Origin of the sequence: Bradyrhizobium ontarionense, from assembly GCF_021088345.1 — a bacterium.
Taxonomy (GTDB): Bacteria; Pseudomonadota; Alphaproteobacteria; order Rhizobiales; family Xanthobacteraceae; genus Bradyrhizobium; species Bradyrhizobium ontarionense.
Genome location: NZ_CP088156.1, coordinates 464,886 through 484,346 on the forward strand (window position 1 = coordinate 464,886; position 19,461 = coordinate 484,346).

The window sequence follows — 19,461 nt, forward strand, 5'->3', positions numbered from 1 at the left end:
CGGAGAGCATTTTCTGAAATTGCCTCCGGGCCGATCACACGGGCGATGGTGGCGCAAATTCGAGTGCGCTGCAGCACGTCAAAGAGAGCTATTCGATGAATGCCCACCCATACGTCGGCATCGCCGAGCCGATCCGGCCCACGGAGCCGGTCGTGCCCGCTGGTCGCGTCGCCGAGCCGATGGTCCGCTTCGAGGGACTGTCGAAGGTCTATCCCGCCTATCGCGACAAGCCCGATGTCGAAGCGCTCAAGGATATCGACTTCGCGATCGCGCGCGGCTCGATCACCGGCGTGATCGGCCGTTCCGGTGCCGGCAAGTCGAGTCTCGTCAGGCTGATCAATGGGCTCGAGAAGCCGACGGCGGGACGCGTCATCGTCGATGGCCGCGATATCTCGGCCTTGCGCGGTCAGCCGCTGCGGCTTGCGCAACGCTCGATCGGCATGATCTTCCAGCATTTCAACCTGCTGTCGTCGCGCACGGCGGCCGACAACATCGCGCTGCCGCTGGAGATCGCCGGCTGGTCGAAGGCCGACATCCGGGCACGGGTGTCCGAGCTCCTGGATTTGGTCGACATCGCCGACAAGCACGATCGCTATCCGTCGGAGCTGTCCGGCGGTCAGAAGCAGCGCATCGGCATCGCGCGCGCACTGGCGACGCGGCCGAACGTGCTGCTGTCGGACGAAGCAACGTCGGCGCTGGATCCGCAGACCACGCGCGCCATTCTCGACCTGCTCGCCAACATCAATCGCGAGCTCGGCGTCACCATCATCCTCATCACCCATGAAATGTCCGTGGTCCGCCAGCTCGCCAAGGAGGTCGTCGTGATCGATGACGGACGTGTCGTCGAGCGCGGCCATGTCGCCGACATCTTCACCCATCCGAGGCATCCCACCACGCAGGCGTTCTTGTCGGAAGCGCTCGGCGACGCCGTGCCCGTCTCACTGGCAAGCCGCCTCGTGCCGGCGCCGCTGTCGGTCGGACAGGCGGTCATTCGCGTCCAGCTGCGCGGTACCGATGCAGGCGATACGCTGGTGGCGCGGCTGGCGCGCGAGCTGTCGATCGATGTCGCGCTGCTGTCGGCGCGGATTGACGAGATCGGCGGCCAGCATGTCGGTTCACTGATCCTGGGAATTCCGGGCGGCGAGGCGGCGGCGCGGCAAACCGTGGCGTATCTCGCTCAGCATCATGTCTCATCGGAGCGTCTCGGCTATGTCTCCTGAGCTCATCAATCTGATCATCCAGGCCACCGGCGAGAGCCTGTTCATGGTGTCGACGGCCGCACTGGTCGCGACCTCGCTCGGGCTGCCGCTCGGCATTTTCCTGGCCACCAGCCGCAAGGGGGAATTGTTCGCAGCACCCGCGATCAACGCGGCCCTCGGCGTGGTCGTCAACGCGACGCGGTCGACGCCCTTCATCATCCTCGTCGTCGCCATCATCCCGTTCACCCGCCTTGTCGCCGGTACGTCGATCGGCTCTGGCGCGGCGATCGTGCCGCTGACGGTCGCGGCGACGCCCTTCATCGCGCGGCTGGTCGAGGCGGCCATTCGCGAGGTCGACGGCGGCCTGATCGAAACCGCGTCCTCGTTCGGCGCGACGCCGCTGCAGATCGTGTTCAAGGTGTTGATTCCGGAAGCGCTGCCGGGCCTCGTGCTGGCACTGACGCTCGCCGTGGTCAGCCTGCTCGGCTATTCCGCGATGGTGGGCGCGGTCGGCGGCGGCGGGCTCGGCGATCTTGGCATCCGCTACGGCTATCAACGTTTCATGCCCGAGATGATGCTCGCGGTGGTCGTCGTCCTGATCGCACTGGTGCAGACGGTGCAGACCGTGGGCGATCATCTTGCCCGCCGGCTCAATCGGCGGCTGCGGCAGCGTTGAGGACAGGATCTTGGCGTGTGAGCGTGTCGCGGTGAATGCGGGCGCTCGAGGCGGGAGGTGAACGACCATGAACACGATCGTCGAACGACCCAGGAAATTTGCGCTCGTCGAACGGCAGCCCGCGGCCACCTTCGAGGAAGAGCGGCTGCATCGCAAGCAGCGCCTTGCGGCGACCTTCCGCCTGTTCGCCCGCTACGGTTTCGATCAGGGACTGGCCGGCCACGTCACGGTGCGCGATCCCGAATTCCCGGACCGGTTCTGGATCAATCCGCTGTCCATGCATTTCAGCCAGATCAAGGTCTCCGATCTGCAGCTCGTCGATCACGACGGCAACATCCTGATCGGCGACAAGCCGATCAATCAGGCCGGCTTCGTGATTCACTCGGCGATCCATGCGGCGCATCCGCATGTGATCGCCGCCGCGCATACCCATTCGACCTATGGCAAGGCGTGGTCGGCGCTCGGCCGGCTACTCGATCCGCTGACGCAGGATTCCTGCGCCTTCTACGGGGATCACGTGCTGTTCGATCCGTTCACCGGCGTGGTGCTCGATGCCGACGAGGGCAAGAAGATCGCGCAGGCGCTTGGTACGAAGAAGGCCGCCATCCTGCAGAACCATGGGCTGCTGACGGTCGGCCCGACCATCGAGGCGGCGGCGTGGTGGTATATCGCGATGGACAATGCCGCGCGCACCCAGTTGCTGGCCGAGGCTGCCGGCCCCACCAAGCCGATCCCGCATGAGATCGCCAAGCTGACGGCGGGCCAGGTCGGCACCCACAAGGGCGGCTATTTCAGTTTCCAGCCGCTGTGGGATTGGATCACGGCGCAGGAGCCGGATCTCTTCAACTGAAGGAGGTCCCGTAGCCTGCATGAGCGTTAGCGACATGCGGGACGGTCTCCCCCGGATATCGCTTGCGCTCATCCGGGATACGAGAACAAACAGGTCACGAAACCTGGAGAGGAAAGAACATCTGAGCGCGATAGTCCGGATTGAAAGTGTCCTTGTTGCTTTGTTCGGGAAGCAATTGATGCCGGGCGGGACCGGCGCTAGTGAGCAGCGAACCCCGATTGTTTCAGTGGAGAATTGAATGCGTAGTTCACTTGCCGCCGTCGCCGCCCTCCTGTCCCTGGTCATTCCCGCACGGGGCGAAACCATTCGCGTCGGTGTCACCGCCGGGCCGCATGCCGAGATCATCGATGTCGTGAAGAAGGTCGGCGCCGAACGCGGGCTCGATATCAAGGTCGTCGAATTCACCGACTACGTGATTCCGAACCAGGCGCTGGCGCTCGGGGATCTCGAGGCGAATTCGTTCCAGCACGAGCCTTACCTGAAGAACCAGATCTCCAAGACCGGCTGGAAGATCGTCAAGGTCGCGACCACCATCGCCTCGCCGCAGGGCGTCTATTCGCAGAAGTACAAGTCACTGGCCGAGCTTCCGGACGGCGCGCGCGTCGCGATCGCCAATGATCCGTCGAACGGTGCGCGCGGCCTGATGATCCTGGCGCTGCACGGCGTCATCAAGCTGAAGGATGCGGGCAACGTCGCCGCGACGGTGGCCGACATCAGCGACAATCCCAAGAAGCTGAAATTCGTCGAGCTCGATGCGGCCCAGCTGCCGCGCGCGCTCGCCGACGTCGACCTGGTCTCGATCAACAACAATTATGCGGTTCAGGCCGGGCTCAATCCCGCCAAGGACGCGATCGCGCGCGAGAACGCAGAAGGGCCGTGGGTCAACATCCTCGCGGTGCGCGAGGAAGACAAGGACAAGTCCTGGGTCAAGCAGCTGATCGAGGCCTATCAGTCCGAGCCGGTCAAGGCGTTCCTGGAGACCCGCTTCAAGGGCACCTACATCGCGACCTGGTGATCGGGGGCGGCCGCGAGTGCCGGAGCATCGCGCGGCGGCACCGCGATCGGACGGGCCTGCAGCAGTCTGTCGGCGAGCGCGGCGCACTGGCTTCGGATATCGGGGATCGCGATGATCTCCCAGAAGGCGGCGCGGGTCAGCGGGCCGATCGCGAACAGGCGCTGGGATGGCGAGCCATCCGCGCCGACGACGGTGCAATCGGCGGCGACCTCGATGCCGATCCGCAGCGGATCGCAGCGCGCCAGCCCCTGGTCGAACAGGCTGCGCACCGCGGGATTGGCGGTGGCGCGGGGATCCCTCACGATCCCCGTGCAGTCGATCACGGCGCCGACCTCGAGCGTCTCGATCTCGCTCCGGCCGCGGCGTCGATAGTGCGCCTGGGCGCCGTTCGTGCCGCCGTCGATCTTGACCAGCTTCGCCGCCGCGACGCGGAGTTGTCCATCGGAGATCGCCCGGGCGATGCGCTCTTCGACCTCGGGCGCCATCCGGTGCCGATGGACGTCCCACCAGGCCCGCGCATGCTCCAGGAAGCTGCGCTTGGACGCCTGCGACAGCTCGTGCCACAGCCGATGGCTGAACGGCCTGATGGCGTCGATGACGCCGCGCCAGTCGCCGCCCTCGGCGACATGGGCGGCAATGCGCTGGCGGAACCAGCGCAGCAGGGTGCTCCCGTTTGCGCCGAACGGAACCTCATCTTCGCTGATCTTGCAGGGACTGATGCGCCGATGCGCTTTCGCCATGAGCCCACGGCGCGAGATCGCGACGATCGGGCCGCGGTGGCCTTCGCGCAGCAGCGACAGCACGTAGTCTGCCATCGTCAGGCCGGTGCCCAAGATCAGCACAGTGGCGTCCTTGCCGAAGCCGGGAACGGACGGAGAGATCCAGGGGTCGGCATGCCAGGCCGAGCGGGGAATCGCCGCATCGTGGCCGGTCGCGAGGACGGCTGTGTCGCCGAGCTGACGCGTTCCATCGGCGAGACTGACGGTGACGCCGCCACGCCCTTCGCTGACCGCGACACATTCGCTCCGTATGATGGTGAGGCGACGTGCGCCCTCCTCCTCGGCAAGAAATGGTGCGATGAGGCTCGCGATGTAGTCGCCATAGATGCGGCGTGGCACGAAACAGAAGGGATCAGGGCAAAGCGGCTGGGCGTGCGCCTGCGTCGACAGCCAGCGCCAAAAATGGTCGGGATCGTCAGGCAGCGCGCTCATGTTGGCGGCACGCACGTTGAGAAGGTGATCCGCATTGCCCGTGTGATAGGCAAGTCCTCGGCCGACCTCCGAGCGCTTTTCGATCAGGGTGACGCGGACGTCCGAGTCCGGATGCTGCAGGAGCTGATAGGCCAGAAGCACACCGGATGCTCCACCGCCGACAATGATCATGTGTCGTTCTGGAAAACGGCTCATGCAAAGATGCCTTTTCTCTCGAGCGCGGACGATGCGCGTCTTTCGAAATGTAGCACGCAAAACGACTGGCGCCGCCGGAAAGACAAATATTCTAATTCTGAGCCTGTTCCGATCGACCTTGTTCCAAGAAAAATCAAATTGTCGTCGCGAGTGTGTCGTCATGAGCCATACGGCGATAGAATTATTATAGGCGCGGCGAGTGCGTCAGCGGGGCCGCTCCCCTCAACCGAAATTTTCTCCGACAACTGATCGCGGCGAGAACAGAGCCGTCGAAAATCGCGCAACTCTGAAATTGCCAGCGGCGCTGCACTGGACAACCATGACTGCTGACGTGCGTCGTTTGCGCATGAGCTCGGAGTTGGAATCATGATTGCCTGCGTCAATGCGCCAGATTTAACGGCATGCAGTTGCCTGCTGGTGGCATCTCAGGTGTCGTGGTGAGGGTATCGGTGCCAGATCCGTTGTCGCTCACGGCCGACGTGCTCGTGATCGGCGGAGGCATGGCCGGTGCCTGGGCCGCTGTCTCAGCCGCCCGCGCCGGTGCGCGCGTCATCCTGGCCGACAAGGGCTATTGCGGCACCAGCGGCGTCACCGCGGCGGCCGGTCCTGGCCACTGGTGGGTGCCGCCACATGCGCGCGAGCAAGCCGTCAGTCAACGCGTTGCCGCTGGTCTCGGTCTCGGCGAGGCCGCCTGGATGCACGCCATCATCGAGGAGACCTGGCGCTCGCTGCCGACGCTGGCCGGACACTACGCTTTCGGCACCGACGACGAGGGGCGCACGAACTACCGCGCCGTGCGCGGTCCGGAATACATGCGGGCGCTGCGCGCCTTCGCGGGCGCCCACAGCGTCACGATTCTCGATCATTCACCGGTGCTGGAGCTGCTCGCGCGCGGCGACGGATCGATCGGCGGTGCCCGTGGTCTGCGCCGTCAGGAGGGAAATCGTCTCTATCAGATCGCCGCAGCTGCGACCGTTCTGGCCGCCGGCGGCACCAGCTTCCTGTCGTATCTGTTGGGATCGCGCACGAACACGGGAGACGGCTATCTCCTGGCAGCGGAAGCCGGAGCCGAGCTGTCCGGCATGGAATTCACGGCGGCCTATACGATCGCGCCGGCGCATTCGACCATGACGCGCAGCATGGCCTATGCGTTCGCGACCTACTACGACGCCGACGGTCGCGAGCTCGACCTGCCGTTCGGCCCGCAGCAGACGATTGCACTGGCCAAGGCGCTGCTCGCGGGCCCGGTGTTCTGCTCGCTGCATCGGCTGCCCGATGACATCAAGGCCCGGCTGCACACGATCTCGCCGAATGTGCCGCTGGTGTTCGATCGCTGGGGCATCGATCCCTATCGCGATCGCTTCGAGGTCACGCTGCACAATGACGGCACGATCCGTGGTCTCGGCGGCATCAGGGTCGACGATGTCGACGGCTGCACATCGGTGCCCGGCCTGTTCGTTGCTGGCGACAATGCCTCGCGCGAGAAGGTCGCCGGTGCGATCTCCGGCGGCGGCAACGTCAATGCGGCGTGGGCGCTGTCGTCGGGCGTCCGGGCCGGGCAGGCGGCTGCGCGGCTGGCGCGATATGTCGGCTCGTCCGCCGCCGCATTGACGCCGCTTGGACAAGCTGGACTGCGGCCGAAGGTGAGAACGAGAGCGGTCGACCTCGACACGATCCGGGCCGGTGTGCGCGCCGAGATGCACCCGTTCGAGAAGGTGCTTTTCCGCAAGGAGGCTGGTCTGGCCGCCTCGCAGCGCGCGCTCGATGGTCTTTGGCGCGAGATCGCCGGCCACGCGGCCGGCGATGTCCTGCGATCGCGTGAGACGGCGGCGCTGGTGGCCTCCGCGCGCTGGTCGGTCGCCACCGCGCGCCAGCGTACCGAGAGCAGGGGGCTGCATCGCAGGGTCGATCACCCTCAACTCGATCCGCAATTCGCAATGAGGCTGCTCAGCAGCGGCCTGGACCGCATCGTCGTGACCCCGGAGGGGCAGCGTGCGCCGGCCGCTTCGCGCACGCTGGAAGCCACATCATGATCGAGCTCATTGTTGCCGATCGCTGCACCGAGTGCGGCGCCTGTGTCGAGGTCTGCCCGACCAACGTGCTCGAACGCGCACCATCGGGGCCGCCGCGGCTGGCGCGGGTCGAGGATTGCCAGACCTGCTTCCTGTGCGAGCTCCATTGCCGCGCGGATGCGATCTATGTCGCGCCCGATTGCGATCGGCGCGTCGCGATCACGCCGGATGAGGCCGTGGCCTCGGGAACGCTTGGCCAATATCGCAGGCATTCCGGCTGGGACGAATGGGCCGGGCATTTTCCCAACGAGCAATGGCTGATGGAGACGGTGTTCCGCCGAGCCGGCGAGGCCGCCGCGCGTGCAGCCGACGCTGATGACGAGAGGATAGCATGACCATCATCACGCACCGGCCGGGAGCCCTGGTTGGTCTCGACGGGTTTCGCGGACCGGCCGACTGGCCGGAGAGTCCGCTGTCGCAGGCACTGACGCAGCCGCTGCTGCTCGGTCTGTTCCTGCCGATCCAGGCCGGCGGCTGGAGCGCATCGACCTTGCCGCGGACGACGTCCTGGCATTTCGACTACAACCGCGACCTGGTGCTGACGGCGGAGAATCTCGGCTTCGATCTGGTGTTCGCGCTGTCGCAATGGCTGCCCAAGGGCGGCTATGGCGGCGTCTTCACCGGCGAGGCGCTCGACTCCTTCATGACCACGGCGGCGCTGACGAGCCTGACCTGGCGCATCATCCTGGTCTCGACCATCCACGTGCTCTACGGTCCCTGGCATCCGCTGCATCTCGCCAAATATGGCGCGACGCTCGACCACATTTCCAACGGGCGCTGGGGCATCAACGTCGTGACCGGTCATCGCGCGGCCGAGCACGAGGCGTTCGGTTGGAGCCGGATCGATCACGATCGCCGCTACGAGCTCGCCGCGGAGTTTCTCGAAGTGCTGCAGCGGCTGTGGCGCGAGACCGAGAACTATTCGTTCGCCGGCCAGTCGTCCTGGAAGCTCAACGACGCTTTCGTCACGCCGAAGCCGCGCTACGGCCGGCCGGTTCTGGTCAACGCCACCGGATCGGACGCCGGCATCGCCTTCGCGGCGCGCTATTCCGACATCGTCTTCATCACCAGCCCTGCCGGATCGAGCTTCGCGAGCGCGATCCCGGCGCTGCCGGCGCACACGGCGAGAGTCAAGCAGGCAGCACGTGATCTCGGCCGCGAGGTGCGGACGCTGCTCAATCCCATGGTAATCTGCCGCGAGACCGAGCGCGAGACCTGGGCTTATCACGACGCCATCGTCGCCCACGCCGATCCGATCGGCGACTTTCATCGGCTCGACAGCGACGCCCATGCCTGGCGCGGGCGCGTCGGCGTCGACGCACCCAAGCGCCGCGCGATCGGCGGCAACATCGAGGTGATCGGCACGCCGGAGCAGGTGGTCGAACAGTTCGTCCAGCTCAAACAGGCCGGCGTCGACGGCCTGCAGCTGTCGTTCTACGATTTCAAGCCGGATCTCGACTTCTTCGGCCGCCGCGTGCTGCCGCTGATGGAGCAGGCCGGCTTGCGCACGCCCGTGGTCGAGGCGGCCGCTCATCGTGCCGCGGCGCAGGCCGTCGAATAGCCGACAAGCAAAGGACGAGAGAGATGACGTCAACGCGCAAGCAATTTTCGATCGGGCTGGCCGCAGCGCTGACCTTGGGCGTGCTCGGCGTGGCACCGGCTGCAGCGGAGCCGCTGACGGTGCGGATCGGCTTTGCGTCGGTCGGTGCCGACAACCGGCAGTTCTCCGGAGGGTCTGCGGCCGCGATCGCCCATTCAGAGCGCTATGTCGAGCAGGAGTTGCGCGATCTGCCCGACGTCAAGATCGAATGGTCGTTCTTCAAGGGCGCAGGTCCTGCGGTCAACGAGGCCTTCGCCAACAATCAGCTCGATTTCGCTCTGCAGGGTGATCTTCCCGAGATCATTGGCCGCGCCAATGGTCTGAAGACCAAGATCCTGCTGGCGGCGGGCGCGCATGCGCCGATCTACCTCGCCGTACCGAAGGACTCGCCGGTCCGCAAGGTCGCCGATCTCAGGGGACGCAAGGTCTCGATCTTCCGTGGCACCAACAATCATCTGGCGGCGGTGAAGGTATTGGCAGGCTATGGGCTACAGGAGAAGGACGTCCAGGTCATCAACATGGACACGGCGACGACCAATGCGGCGCTGACGTCGCGCGACATCGATGCCGCCTTCGGCAACTTCCCGCTGGCCAGTCTGGTCGAGAAGAACATCGCCGAGATCATCTATACGACCAAGGGCGACAACCCGGCCTATGAGCGCCATTCAACGCTGATCGGGCAGGAGGCCTTCATCGCGGCTCATCCCGATGTGACGCAGAAGATCGTGTCGGCCATCGTGCGCGCGGCGCGCTGGTCGTCGGACGAGGCCAATCGCGAGGCCTTCTTCGACATCTCGGCGCGCTCGGGCTTTCCTGCCTCGGGCTATCGGTTCGACTTCAAGGGCCAGGAGCTCAAGTACCGTAATTCGCCTGTCATCGATGCCTCGATCATCGAGAGCTATCGCGTCCAGGCCAGGCAGGCCAGGGAGTTTGGTCTGCTCCGCCGCAATGTCGAGATCGACGGCTGGTTCGACCGCTCCTTCCTCGACAAGGCGTTGAAGGAGCAGGGGTTGGTTGGCTATTGGCAAGAGTTCGGCGCCGACGGCAAGCCCGTGGCGGCCGGCCAATGAGCATTGCGATCGAACGCGACACGCGGATCGAAACGCCGGCGTTGGCCGAGGCGTGCGGCCGGTTGGAGGTGCGCGGCGTCTCGAAGACGTTCATCGTCAATAGCGCTCCGATCGCAGCGCTGAACGACGTTTCGTTGAGTGTTGCGCCTGGAGAGTTCGTGGCCCTGCTGGGTCCGAGCGGCTGCGGCAAGTCCACGCTGCTGCGGCTGATCGCAGGGCTCGACCGCGACCACAAGGGCAGCATCGTGCAGGATGGCGAAGCCGTCACCGGCACGAGCCTCGCGCGTGGCATCGTGTTCCAGGAGCCGCGGCTGTTTCCCTGGGCGACGGTTCGTCAGAACATCGCGCTCGGGCTGAAGAATGCGCCGATCAGCGAGGCGGCGAAGCGCGAGGCCGTCGCCGCGCATATCACGCTGATCGGCCTCGACGGCTTTGCCGAGGCCTACCCGCATCAGCTGTCGGGAGGCATGGCGCAACGTGCGGCGATCGCGCGCGGCCTCGTCAATCGGCCGCGTCTGCTGCTGCTCGACGAGCCGTTCGGCGCGCTCGACGCGCTGACGCGGGCCCGGCTGCAGACCGAGCTGCAGCGCATCTGGGCGCATGAGAAGATCTCGATGATCCTGGTGACCCACGACGTCGACGAGGCGGTGTTTCTCGGCGATCGCGTCATCGTGCTCGCGCCGCGCCCTGGGCGCATTTCACGCATCTTCGACGTCGCGGCCGTCCGGCCACGTGAGCGCAGCGATGACGATCTGATCCGGCTGCGCAACGCGGTGCTGCGGACGCTCGAGCAGGATGGAGCGGGTGATCCCCCGACCAGCCAAAGCAACCGGAGCGGCGCATGAGCGACACGATCCTGGAGACGAATCTGAGCCCGGCCCGCGCGCTCGCCGCGCGGAGATGGCGCGAATGGCCTGGCAATGCGCTGGTCGCGGCTCTGATCACGCGCGTGAAGGCAGCGGCGTGGCTGCTGATTTTCCCCGCGGTCGCGCTGCCGCTCTGGATCGTCGGCAGCGAGCGCGGCTGGCTGGCCGAGCAGATCCTGCCGCGGCCGGCCGACGTGCTGCACACCTTCAACGAGATGCTCGCGAGCGGCGAGCTGGCGCAGCATGCCGGCATCAGCCTGCTGCGCGTGCTGCTCGGCTTTGCGGTTGGCGCCGGGGCTGGCCTCGTGCTCGGCGCGGCGATGGGTCTGTCGCGGGGGGTCGACGATCACGTGCGTCCGCTGTTCACCGCGGTCGCGCAGGTGCCGGCGCTCGCCTGGATTCCGCTCGCCATGCTGCTGCTCGGCATCGGCGAGACCTTGAAGATCGTCGTCATCGCCAAGGCAGCGTTCGTGCCGGTCGCGATGAACACCAGTGCCGGGATTGCCAACGTGCCGCGCGCGCTGGTCGAGGTCGGAGAGACCTTCCGCTTCACCCCGCTGCAGATGCTGCGCCATGTCGTGCTGCCCGGCTCGGTGCCGCCGATCTTCACCGGCCTGCGCTATGGCCTCACCCATGCCTGGATCGCGCTGGTCAGCGTCGAGCTGCTCGCGTCGTCCGAGGGGCTCGGCTATCTCCTGGTCTGGGGCCGGCAGATGTTCTGGCTCGATACGGTGCTGGTGGCGATGATCGTGATCGGCGTGATCGGCTTCGCCAGCGACAAGCTGCTGGCGAGCGTCGAGGCGCGGCTGCAGCGGTGGCGCACCGATGGCGTCTGAGGATCTTCCGGCTCACTCCGCGTCCGTTGCCCTGCGGCGTGGGCTGGTGCTGCCGCTGCTGCTGCTCGCGGCCTGGGAGGCCGGCAGCCATTCCGGTCTGGTCAATCCGCAGTTCCTGCCGCCGCTGGAAAAGGTGGGCCGGGTCGCCTGGCAGGAGCTCGCGAGCGGCGAGCTGCCCTATGCGCTGGCGGCAAGCCTCAAGCGCGATCTTCTGGGCTTTGCGCTCGGCGCCGGCATCGGCATCGTCGCAGGCCTGCTGCTGGGCCTGTCCCGCATCGCCGATCGCATCTTCACGACCTGGTTCAACGGTCTCAAGCAGATTGCACTGCTGGCCTGGATTCCGCTGATCTCGCTGTGGTTCGGCTTCGATGAGGCCGCCAAGATCGTCTTCATCGCGCTGGCCGCGGCCATTCCGGTCATTCTCAATACGATCGAAGGTGTGCGCTCCACCTCGACGAAGCTCCGGGACGTCGGTGAGGTCTTCAGGTTCAACCGGCTGCAACTGGTGCGGTCGCTCTATCTGCCGGCGGCGACGCCGTCGATATTGACGGGACTGCATCTCGGCCTGATCTACGCCTGGCTTGCGACCATCGGTGCCGAGTATTTCATGGCCGCCGGACCCGGCATCGGCGGACTGATCATCTCCGGACGTGAGCGCTTCGAGATGGCGCTGGTGATGCTGGGGATTGTCGTCGTCGGTCTCGTCGGCTTTGCTGTGGACCGGAGCGCAAGCTGGATCGAGCATCGGCTGGTGCGATGGCGCACCGCCTGACGTGAGGAATTGGAATGACGATCATCGAAACGAGGACAGCCGCCGCGGCAGAGGACGACATCACCGCGGCGCTGCGCAAGCGTTACGGCGCGCATATTCCCAAGATCGCGCCCGGCGCCGACGATATCCTCGGCCATCTGCTGGCGCATCGGTCGATCCGCAGCTACCGGTCCGATCCGGTGCCGCCGCACACGGTCGAGACGCTGGTGGCTGCGGCGCAATCGGCCGCATCGTCCTCGAACCTGCAGACCTGGAGCGTCGTTGCAGTCGAGGATCAGGCGCGCAAGCAGCGCCTGTCCGAATTCGCCGGCAATCAGAAGCACATCCGCGAGGCGCCGCTGTTCCTGGTCTGGCTGGCTGATCTGTCGCGGGCGGAGCGTCTGGCCAGGCGGGAAGGGCGTCCCGACGACGGCATTCATTTCCTGGAGACGCTGTTCGTCGCCATCATCGACGCCGCGCTGGCGGCGCAGAATGCCGTTGTCGCGCTGGAAGCGCTCGGGCTCGGCTCCGTCTATATCGGCGCGATCCGCAACCGTCCGCAGGCCGTGGCCGATGAGCTCGGCCTGCCGCCCAACGTGCTCGCCGTGTTCGGCCTGTGTGTCGGCTATCCCGATCGCGCGGCTGGCGAGGACGTCAAGCCGCGGTTGCGCCAGAGCGTGATCGTGCATCGCGAGCGCTATGCGCCGACGGACGAGATCCACGGCATCGCGGCCTATAACGAGACGCTGCGTGAGTTTCAAACCAGCCAGGGTGTGGCCGCGGTCGGATGGCGCGAGGCCGTGCTCAACCGGCTGGGCTCCGCCAAGGCGCTCAACGGCCGCGATAAGCTGACTGAGGCGCTGCGCGCGCTCGGATTCGGGATTAAGTAGTAGCAGGCGGCGTTGTTCTCGCGATGACGCTGCCCGTCGATTCTCCTTCCATTAGGCGTGTCAAGTTTGAAAGCCAATTCTGCAGGCTTGCGTATACCGTGAGTTGAGCGTCGTGACTTGTAGGGCCATGGCTTCTTGCAACGAGGACATGGCCCGGTCGGACAGCGACGTAAGAACGGCAACGCATCGGGAACCCGCCATGGCCAGCGTCCAATCAGTTCCAATATCAACTCCGGCTTCGGGACGTTCGATCCCGTCGTCCGACGTATCAAGGCTGTCGGCACAGATCGGCGCCGAGATCAACAATGTGAGATTGTCGGGCGATCTGCCTAATGACCTGGTCAAGGAGATCCATGATCTGCTGTTACAGCATCGCGTCATCTTCTTCCGCAGCCAGGATCATCTCGACGATTCCGAGCAGGAGCGCTTTGCCAAGCGGCTCGGCGATCTCGTCCCGCATCCGACGGTCGGTGCGATCAAGGGCACCGCCTCCATTCTCGAGCTGGACTCCGCGCGCGGCGGGGGCCGCGCGGATTCCTGGCATACGGACGTCACCTTCGTCGATGCCTATCCCAAGGCTGCGGTGCTGCGCGGCGTCGTGATCCCCGAATTCGGCGGCGACACGATCTGGTCGAACACGGCGGCCGCCTATCAGGATCTCCCGGCGCCGCTGCAGCGGCTGGCCGATGAGCTTTGGGCGGTTCACAGCAACGCCTACGACTATGCCGCGACCCGCAACCGCGCGACGGATGCCGACCGCAAGCATTTCGACGAGGTCTTCACCGGCACGGTCTACGAGACCGAGCATCCCGTGGTGCGCGTGCATCCCGAGACGGGCGAGCGCACGCTGCTGCTCGGCCATTTCGTGCAGAGATTTTCCGGGATCCGCAAGGCGGACGGCCAGAAGCTGTTCGACCTGTTCCAGTCCTACATCACGGCGCCGGAGAACACCGTGCGCTGGCGCTGGAAGGCCGGCGACATCGCGATCTGGGACAATCGCGCGACCCAGCACATCGCGGTCAACGATTACGGCGATCAGCACCGCATCGTGCGGCGGGCGACGATCGATGGCGACGTTCCGGTCGGGGTCGACGGCCGCAAGAGCGTGACGCGTATCAAGGCGCCGAAGCCGGTCGGCCGGGCCGCTTAAGCTTAGAAGCGTGATGACGTCGACGGCGGCCCGTGACGAACGCGGGCCGCCGTTTCGGTCTGATGATCACTTCATATAGTCGGGCAGGGTGAAGCCGTCATAGAAGCGATCCGCGAGGATGGCGGCCTTGAAGGCCGGCGACTTGTAGCCCGCCACGATGTCCTTCGCCCATGCTGTCTCGGTATTGTCGCGCTTGACGGCGACCACGTTGATGTAGGGCGCGGTCATCTTTTCGAGCGCGAAGGCGTTGGTCAGCTTCAGGCCGCTGAAGATTGCGAAATTGCCCTGGATGGCTGCGAAATCGACGTCATCGAGGGCGCGCGGCGCCTGGGCTGCCTCCAGCGGCACGATCTTGATGCCGCCGGGATTCTTGATCACGTCGAGCTCGGAGACGTCGATCGGCTTGGAGTCGCGGATCTCGATCAGGCCGAGATCGCGCAGGATCCACAGCGCGCGCTGCAGGTTGATCGGGTCGTTCGGCACCGCGATCTTGGCGCCGGCGCCGATCCTGGTGCCGAGCGGGTGCTTCTTGGAATAGAGTCCCATCGGCGGTGTCGGTACGTGCACGATGCCCGCAAGGTCGGTGTTCTGGCGCTCGTTGTAGGAGTTCAGGAACACCGTGTGCTGCATTACGTTGGCGTCGATCTCGCTCTTGAACACCGCGTTGTTGGCCTCCAAGCCGGTCGAGAACTCGACGTAGCGGATCTGGTAGCCCTTCTTCTGCAGCTCGGGCGCGACGCCAATCTTGAACTCGTCGATATAGGGACCGGGCACGAAGCCGACCTTGAGGTCCTTCTTCTCGGCCGTCTGCGCAACCGCGCTGGTGGCGAACAGGGAGAGTGTCGAGGCGGCGAGCAGGCCGAGGAAACGTGATCTTGTCATTCTGGTCATGAGACTTCCGAAGCTTGGACAAACGAAAGGCGGCGCGGACGCCTCGCAACGCATCCGCGCCGCTTAGGATACGGATCTCAGGCGATCGCCTGGACCTGATGACTGTAGGCGCTGTCCGGACGGTCGAGCCCGTAATGCTCGCGCAGGGTCCTGCCGGTGTAATCCTCGCGAAACAGGCCGCGCTTGCGCAGGATCGGCACGACGTGCTCGGCGAACAGGTCGAAGCCGCCCGGCAGCCAGGGCGGCATCACGTTGAAGCCATCGGCCGCGTCCTGTTCGAACCAGGCCTGGATGTTGTCGGCGATCTTCTCCGGCGTGCCCGCGATCACCCAATGGCCGCGCGCGCCGGCGAGGCGCTGGATCAGCTGCCGGATCGTCGGCTTCTTGCGGTCCACGATGTCGACCACCAGCTTGAAGCGGCTGGCGACGCCGCGCGCGCCGTCGGCTTCGATCAGATGGCGCGGGAACGGGCCGTCGAGGTCGAAGCCGGAGAGATCGAGGCCCAGCATCTGGCGCAGCTGCACCAGCGAATACTCAGGCTGGATCAGGTCGTTGAATTCTTCCTGCAAGCGGTCGGCCTCGGCTTGCGTCGAGCCGATGAACGGGCTGATGCCGGGCAGGATCTTGACGTGGTCGGGATTGCGGTCGAGCGCGCGCGCCTGGCGCTTGATGTCGGCGTAGAAGCCTTGTGCGCTGGCGAGCGTCTGGTGCGCGGTGAAGATGGCCTCCGCGAAGCGCGCGGCGAAAGCGCGGCCGTCCTCGGACGAGCCTGCCTGCACATAGACCGGGCGCCCCTGTGGCGAGCGCGGCACGTTGAGCGGTCCGCGCACGCGGAAGTACTTGCCGACATGGTTGAGCGGGTGGACTTTGTCTGTATCGGCAAAGATGCCCGAGGCGGGATCGTTGACCACGGCGTCGTCTTCCCAGCTGTCCCACAGCGCCGTGACGACATCGAGGAACTCCTTGGCGCGCTCGTAGCGCTCGTGATGTGGCGGATGCTCCGGCAGGCCGAAATTCTGCGCCGCCTGTGGCGCGCTGGTGGTGACGATGTTCCAGCCGGCGCGGCCACCGCTGAGATGATCGAGCGAGGTGAACAGGCGCGCCAGGTTGTAGGGCTCGTGATAGGTGGTTGACGCCGTGCCGATCAAGCCGATGCGGCTGGTGGCCGCTGCGATCGCCGACAGCCAGGTGATCGGCTCGAAGCGGAAGCGCTGTGCGTAGCGGACGTTGTCCGCCAGCGCCGGACCATCCGCGAAGAAAATTGCATCGAACTTGTAATGCTCGGCCGTGCGCGCCAGCTGCTGATAATAGCCGATGTCGAACGCCCGGCTGGCCGAGGAGCCCTTGTAGCGCCATGCGGCCTCATGATGGCCGCCAGGATAGATGAAGAGGTTAAGGGCGAGTTGACGGCGTTCGCTCATGGGGCGCTCATGTCTTGGCTTGTGCTGACGTGTGATGCACGGCGATCATCGGCTGAGGCGGGTTATTCCGGCTTGCGCGCGAAGGCGTAGCGCAGGTAGCGCGCCAGCCGCAGGCCCTCGGGCGTCCGGTGGGCTTCGACCAGGCCGGTGAAAGCAGCCCGGATCCGCTTGCCCTCGGCGTAGGAGAATCCGTCCAGGAAGTTTCCGAACGCGCTGCTCTCCGACCAGCCGAGCAGCTCATCGACATTGCCGTGCGTCTCGACCAGCGTGCGCAGCTCGCTTTGGTAGCCGACGAAGCCGGTGTGGTCGAACAGCGCACGAAGCTCGGCGTCGGTCGCCGCGTAAACACCGTGGGCACTGAGCCGTTCCGCATCGAGACCCGCCTCGGTGATGGCGCGACGCAACAGGATGCGGGACTCGTGGGGAGCCGTCGGATCCTGGATGGTGAGGCCGATACGGCCGCTGGGCCGGAGCACCCGGCGGGCCTCCTGCAGAACGGTCCGCTTGTCGGCGATCCAGTGCAGCACGCTGTTGAAATAGACGACGTCGAACTCGCCTTCGCCGAAGCGCGAGAGATCCTCGGCGCGGCCGGTATCGAAGACGAGGTTGGTCGATTGGCGCAGGCGCGCGATGGCGATGCGGCTATCGAGCGGGTCGACGCCGACGACGTGGCCGGTGGGGCCGACCAGACGGGCGGCAAATTCGGCGAGCCGGCCGGTTCCGGCGCCTACGTCGAGCACGCGTTCGCCGGGTTTCAACGCAAGCGGCTCCAGCAGCAGCTTGCCGTGGTTGAATTGGATGACGCCCAGTTGCTCATAGGTGTGGGCGAGCTCCGGGGTGTCCTGGTGAAGGCTGATCACGGCGAGGGGGTCTGACATCGTGCTATCCATCCATACGCTGCCGCTCACAGACACGGGGCCGGCTGTAGCGTCGAAATCTAGCGTCTCGGTCCCGATGCTGTCGATGAAATGGATTTGCATTGTTGCGCGCGACACCAGCATGAACGCGTCGTACCGAGCCAAGGACTCAAGAGGCCCATTTTGATAGCCTCGACGGACGTCGCGGCCGAACAGCCGCCGGGTCGGCGCACCCGACTTCGGGCATCGCCTTCGGCGCAAGAGACGGTCAGGACTTCTGCAGGTTCGGGCTGCCGACCTTGTTGCGCAGAGACGCCTGGGTCACGACATTGTTCGGCGGCACGTCATTGGTCAGCCAGACATTGCCACCGATCGTCGATCCGCGACCGATCGTAATACGGCCGAGGATCGTGGCGCCCGCATAGATGACGACGTCGTCCTCGACGATCGGGTGGCGGGCGTCGCCCTTGATCAGCGAACCGTCGTCGTCGGTGGGAAAATGGCGCGCGCCGAGCGTGACGGCCTGATAGATCCGGACGTGGTCGCCGATGATGGCGGTCTCGCCGATCACGACTCCTGTGCCATGATCGATGAAGAATCCGGAGCCGATCGTTGCGCCCGGATGAATGTCGATCCCGGTGCGGGTATGGGCGATCTCGGCGATCAGCCGGGCCACGAGGCGCGCGCCGAAGCCGTAGAGAAGATGCGCGAGCCTGTGGTGGATGATCGCCGTCATCCCGGGATAGCCGATCAGGATCTCCGGAAAGCTCTTGGCGGCGGGGTCGCCGACGAAGGCGGCTCGCAGGTCGCTGATCAGGACGCCGCGCAGGGCAGGCAGCTCGGCCGCAAAGCTGCGCGTCAGCTCGACGGCCTCGGGCTGCCGGAAGCCGGGGATCAGCTCATCGCCGACGAACAGGGCGGAGCGGTGGATCTGATCCGACAGCAGATCGAGCGCGACGCTGAGCCGGTGACCGACGAAATAGTCGATGTTCTCGCCGTCGAGATCGTACTGACCGTAATGGCGGGGAAACAGCGCCTCGGTCAGCGCGGAGATGACTTGCGCGAGCTTGTCGCGCGAGGGCGGCCGGTGGATCACGCCGTCCTTGCGGATGCTGTGCGTCTCCTCTCGCGATATGCGCAGCTCCGTCACGAGCCGGTCGAGATCCCAGCGCGGGCTCGATGTCGAGCTGTCCGTCAAATCGGATCCGGTCGTGAGGCGCTCCGAACCAGCCGGCTGACCGTGGCTCATGGTCTTGGTCTCCGTCGTCATCCGCGTGTTTGGCCAGCTCACCTGACATGAGCAGGGGGAACGCTGACCTCTGCCAGCAGGTCGAGGTCGGCATTGCGGTCGACCTCGACATACTGCTCGTTCCAATAGAGCAGGCTCGACAGCTTCGGCGCAAGCTCGACGCTTTCGGGGCGACCGACGATGATCGCGTGCGCATAGCGCTCGATGATCTCGTCGACCTCGCATGCGATGGCCGCCTGCGCATGCTGCAGCAGCGGGACGCCCGCGGCCCCGCGCGACCAGCGGACGTCGTCGAACTTCTGGCGGCCGGACAGATACGGCGTGCCGAAGCGGTCGGCGAGGGCGAGCTGGTCCGAGCCGAGGATGTTGATGCCGAACCAGCCGTCGCGGGCGATCAGCGGAAACGCCGACGACTGCCTGCCGAGATTGATCATGAGGCGTGGCGGGGCGACCGACAGCGAGATCAGTGACGCAATCGTCACGCCGGTGATGTCGTCGCCACGTCCCGCGGTCACGATGCTGACGCCGGCGGCGACGCGGCGCAGCGCCGAGTGGAAGTGCAGGGGATCGGACGCGGTCTCGGGTACGAGATGAAGTTCACGCTTGCTCATCCGTCGCCTCCTTCGGGCACACGAGCCGTCATGGTCGTGCCCTCGTCGCGG

19 protein-coding genes are annotated in these 19,461 nt (G+C 65.7%); 13 read left to right on the forward strand and 6 right to left on the reverse strand.

The features are described from left to right. Positions 1 to 95 precede the first annotated feature (95 nt). The 4 genes from LQG66_RS01880 (at position 96) to LQG66_RS01895 (ending at position 3,740) form a co-directional block, all read left to right on the forward strand. The gene (locus LQG66_RS01880; RefSeq protein ID WP_231322810.1) at positions 96 to 1,220 is read left to right on the forward strand and encodes a methionine ABC transporter ATP-binding protein; all 1,125 of its coding nucleotides are present in this window, start codon (positions 96 to 98) and stop codon (positions 1,218 to 1,220) included. After that, entirely contained in the window at positions 1,210 to 1,875 is a 666-nt protein-coding gene (locus LQG66_RS01885) for a methionine ABC transporter permease (protein WP_231322812.1), read from the forward strand. Before LQG66_RS01880 ends, LQG66_RS01885 begins: the two co-directional genes overlap by 11 nt. Positions 1,876 to 1,942: 67 nt before the next feature. Beyond that, positions 1,943 to 2,725, forward strand: a complete 783-nt coding sequence (locus LQG66_RS01890; protein WP_231322814.1) for a class II aldolase/adducin family protein — start codon at positions 1,943 to 1,945, stop codon at positions 2,723 to 2,725. Between the two features lie 238 nt (positions 2,726 to 2,963). After that, positions 2,964 to 3,740 carry a MetQ/NlpA family ABC transporter substrate-binding protein gene (locus tag LQG66_RS01895; protein ID WP_231322817.1) on the forward strand — a complete coding sequence of 259 codons (777 nt, stop codon included), beginning with the start codon at positions 2,964 to 2,966 and terminating at the stop codon, positions 3,738 to 3,740. Here LQG66_RS01895 and LQG66_RS01900 read toward each other — a convergent pair. Beyond that, positions 3,722 to 5,146, reverse strand: coding sequence for an FAD/NAD(P)-binding protein (locus LQG66_RS01900; protein ID WP_231322819.1), 1,425 nt, complete (start codon positions 5,144 to 5,146; stop codon positions 3,722 to 3,724). The two genes, LQG66_RS01895 and LQG66_RS01900, sit on opposite strands and share 19 nt — an antisense overlap. Positions 5,147 to 5,547: 401 nt before the next feature. On the opposite strand from LQG66_RS01900, the gene LQG66_RS01905 reads away from it, so the two are divergent. The 9 genes from LQG66_RS01905 to LQG66_RS01945 all read left to right on the forward strand — a co-directional run bounded on the left by LQG66_RS01905 (position 5,548) and on the right by LQG66_RS01945 (position 14,381). Then, a complete protein-coding gene (locus LQG66_RS01905) occupies positions 5,548 to 7,179 on the forward strand; it encodes an FAD-dependent oxidoreductase (protein WP_425601282.1) in 1,632 nt (543 codons plus the stop codon). After that, positions 7,176 to 7,553: a 4Fe-4S dicluster domain-containing protein gene (locus tag LQG66_RS01910; RefSeq protein ID WP_231322820.1), complete on the forward strand. Its 378-nt coding sequence runs from the start codon at positions 7,176 to 7,178 to the stop codon at positions 7,551 to 7,553. Before LQG66_RS01905 ends, LQG66_RS01910 begins: the two co-directional genes overlap by 4 nt. Beyond that, positions 7,550 to 8,779, forward strand: a complete 1,230-nt coding sequence (locus LQG66_RS01915) for an LLM class flavin-dependent oxidoreductase (RefSeq protein WP_231322822.1) — start codon at positions 7,550 to 7,552, stop codon at positions 8,777 to 8,779. Before LQG66_RS01910 ends, LQG66_RS01915 begins: the two co-directional genes overlap by 4 nt. A gap of 23 nt (positions 8,780 to 8,802) precedes the next feature. Continuing rightward, on the forward strand, positions 8,803 to 9,888 hold the full coding sequence (locus LQG66_RS01920; protein ID WP_231322824.1) for an ABC transporter substrate-binding protein: 1,086 nt from the start codon (positions 8,803 to 8,805) through the stop codon (positions 9,886 to 9,888). Beyond that, positions 9,885 to 10,733 carry an ABC transporter ATP-binding protein gene (locus LQG66_RS01925; protein ID WP_231322826.1) on the forward strand — a complete coding sequence of 283 codons (849 nt, stop codon included), beginning with the start codon at positions 9,885 to 9,887 and terminating at the stop codon, positions 10,731 to 10,733. The genes LQG66_RS01920 and LQG66_RS01925 overlap by 4 nt, the downstream gene beginning before the upstream one ends. Continuing rightward, positions 10,730 to 11,590 (forward strand): ABC transporter permease, encoded by an 861-nt coding sequence (locus tag LQG66_RS01930; RefSeq protein ID WP_231322828.1) that lies wholly within the window; start codon positions 10,730 to 10,732, stop codon positions 11,588 to 11,590. Before LQG66_RS01925 ends, LQG66_RS01930 begins: the two co-directional genes overlap by 4 nt. Beyond that, on the forward strand, positions 11,580 to 12,362 hold the full coding sequence (locus LQG66_RS01935; protein WP_231322831.1) for an ABC transporter permease: 783 nt from the start codon (positions 11,580 to 11,582) through the stop codon (positions 12,360 to 12,362). Before LQG66_RS01930 ends, LQG66_RS01935 begins: the two co-directional genes overlap by 11 nt. Positions 12,363 to 12,376: 14 nt before the next feature. Next, complete coding sequence (locus LQG66_RS01940) at positions 12,377 to 13,231, forward strand: NADPH-dependent oxidoreductase (protein ID WP_231322834.1); 855 nt, start codon at positions 12,377 to 12,379, stop codon at positions 13,229 to 13,231. Positions 13,232 to 13,454: 223 nt separating this feature from the next. Then, positions 13,455 to 14,381 (forward strand): TauD/TfdA dioxygenase family protein, encoded by a 927-nt coding sequence (locus tag LQG66_RS01945; RefSeq protein ID WP_425601323.1) that lies wholly within the window; start codon positions 13,455 to 13,457, stop codon positions 14,379 to 14,381. A gap of 66 nt (positions 14,382 to 14,447) precedes the next feature. On the opposite strand, the gene LQG66_RS01950 is transcribed toward LQG66_RS01945, so the two are convergent. The 5 genes from LQG66_RS01950 to LQG66_RS01970 form a co-directional block, all read right to left on the reverse strand. Beyond that, positions 14,448 to 15,272, reverse strand: coding sequence for a MetQ/NlpA family ABC transporter substrate-binding protein (locus LQG66_RS01950; RefSeq protein ID WP_231322841.1), 825 nt, complete (start codon positions 15,270 to 15,272; stop codon positions 14,448 to 14,450). Between the two features lie 77 nt (positions 15,273 to 15,349). Then, on the reverse strand, positions 15,350 to 16,693 hold the full coding sequence (locus LQG66_RS01955) for an LLM class flavin-dependent oxidoreductase (protein WP_231322844.1): 1,344 nt from the start codon (positions 16,691 to 16,693) through the stop codon (positions 15,350 to 15,352). Positions 16,694 to 16,755: 62 nt separating this feature from the next. Continuing rightward, a complete protein-coding gene (locus tag LQG66_RS01960; protein ID WP_231322846.1) occupies positions 16,756 to 17,571 on the reverse strand; it encodes a class I SAM-dependent methyltransferase in 816 nt (271 codons plus the stop codon). Between the two features lie 247 nt (positions 17,572 to 17,818). Next, a complete protein-coding gene (gene epsC, locus LQG66_RS01965) occupies positions 17,819 to 18,799 on the reverse strand; it encodes a serine O-acetyltransferase EpsC (protein WP_231322848.1) in 981 nt (326 codons plus the stop codon). Positions 18,800 to 18,837: 38 nt separating this feature from the next. Beyond that, positions 18,838 to 19,410, reverse strand: a complete 573-nt coding sequence (locus LQG66_RS01970) for a flavin reductase family protein (protein ID WP_231322850.1) — start codon at positions 19,408 to 19,410, stop codon at positions 18,838 to 18,840. Between the last annotated feature and the right edge of the window lie 51 nt (positions 19,411 to 19,461).

What these genes read in the sequence shown, in the direction of transcription:
- LQG66_RS01880 (WP_231322810.1), top strand. Translation starts at nt 96, where the DNA reads ATGAATGCCCACCCATACGTCGGCATCGCCGAGCCGATCCGGCCCACG.
- LQG66_RS01885 (WP_231322812.1), top strand. Translation starts at nt 1,210, where the DNA reads ATGTCTCCTGAGCTCATCAATCTGATCATCCAGGCCACCGGCGAGAGC.
- LQG66_RS01890 (WP_231322814.1), top strand. Translation starts at nt 1,943, where the DNA reads ATGAACACGATCGTCGAACGACCCAGGAAATTTGCGCTCGTCGAACGG.
- LQG66_RS01895 (WP_231322817.1), top strand. Translation starts at nt 2,964, where the DNA reads ATGCGTAGTTCACTTGCCGCCGTCGCCGCCCTCCTGTCCCTGGTCATT.
- LQG66_RS01900 (WP_231322819.1), bottom strand. Translation starts at nt 5,146, where the DNA reads ATGAGCCGTTTTCCAGAACGACACATGATCATTGTCGGCGGTGGAGCA.
- LQG66_RS01905 (WP_425601282.1), top strand. Translation starts at nt 5,548, where the DNA reads ATGCAGTTGCCTGCTGGTGGCATCTCAGGTGTCGTGGTGAGGGTATCG.
- LQG66_RS01910 (WP_231322820.1), top strand. Translation starts at nt 7,176, where the DNA reads ATGATCGAGCTCATTGTTGCCGATCGCTGCACCGAGTGCGGCGCCTGT.
- LQG66_RS01915 (WP_231322822.1), top strand. Translation starts at nt 7,550, where the DNA reads ATGACCATCATCACGCACCGGCCGGGAGCCCTGGTTGGTCTCGACGGG.
- LQG66_RS01920 (WP_231322824.1), top strand. Translation starts at nt 8,803, where the DNA reads ATGACGTCAACGCGCAAGCAATTTTCGATCGGGCTGGCCGCAGCGCTG.
- LQG66_RS01925 (WP_231322826.1), top strand. Translation starts at nt 9,885, where the DNA reads ATGAGCATTGCGATCGAACGCGACACGCGGATCGAAACGCCGGCGTTG.
- LQG66_RS01930 (WP_231322828.1), top strand. Translation starts at nt 10,730, where the DNA reads ATGAGCGACACGATCCTGGAGACGAATCTGAGCCCGGCCCGCGCGCTC.
- LQG66_RS01935 (WP_231322831.1), top strand. Translation starts at nt 11,580, where the DNA reads ATGGCGTCTGAGGATCTTCCGGCTCACTCCGCGTCCGTTGCCCTGCGG.
- LQG66_RS01940 (WP_231322834.1), top strand. Translation starts at nt 12,377, where the DNA reads ATGACGATCATCGAAACGAGGACAGCCGCCGCGGCAGAGGACGACATC.
- LQG66_RS01950 (WP_231322841.1), bottom strand. Translation starts at nt 15,272, where the DNA reads ATGACCAGAATGACAAGATCACGTTTCCTCGGCCTGCTCGCCGCCTCG.
- LQG66_RS01955 (WP_231322844.1), bottom strand. Translation starts at nt 16,693, where the DNA reads ATGAGCGAACGCCGTCAACTCGCCCTTAACCTCTTCATCTATCCTGGC.
- LQG66_RS01960 (WP_231322846.1), bottom strand. Translation starts at nt 17,571, where the DNA reads ATGTCAGACCCCCTCGCCGTGATCAGCCTTCACCAGGACACCCCGGAG.
- epsC (WP_231322848.1), bottom strand. Translation starts at nt 18,799, where the DNA reads ATGAGCCACGGTCAGCCGGCTGGTTCGGAGCGCCTCACGACCGGATCC.
- LQG66_RS01970 (WP_231322850.1), bottom strand. Translation starts at nt 19,410, where the DNA reads ATGAGCAAGCGTGAACTTCATCTCGTACCCGAGACCGCGTCCGATCCC.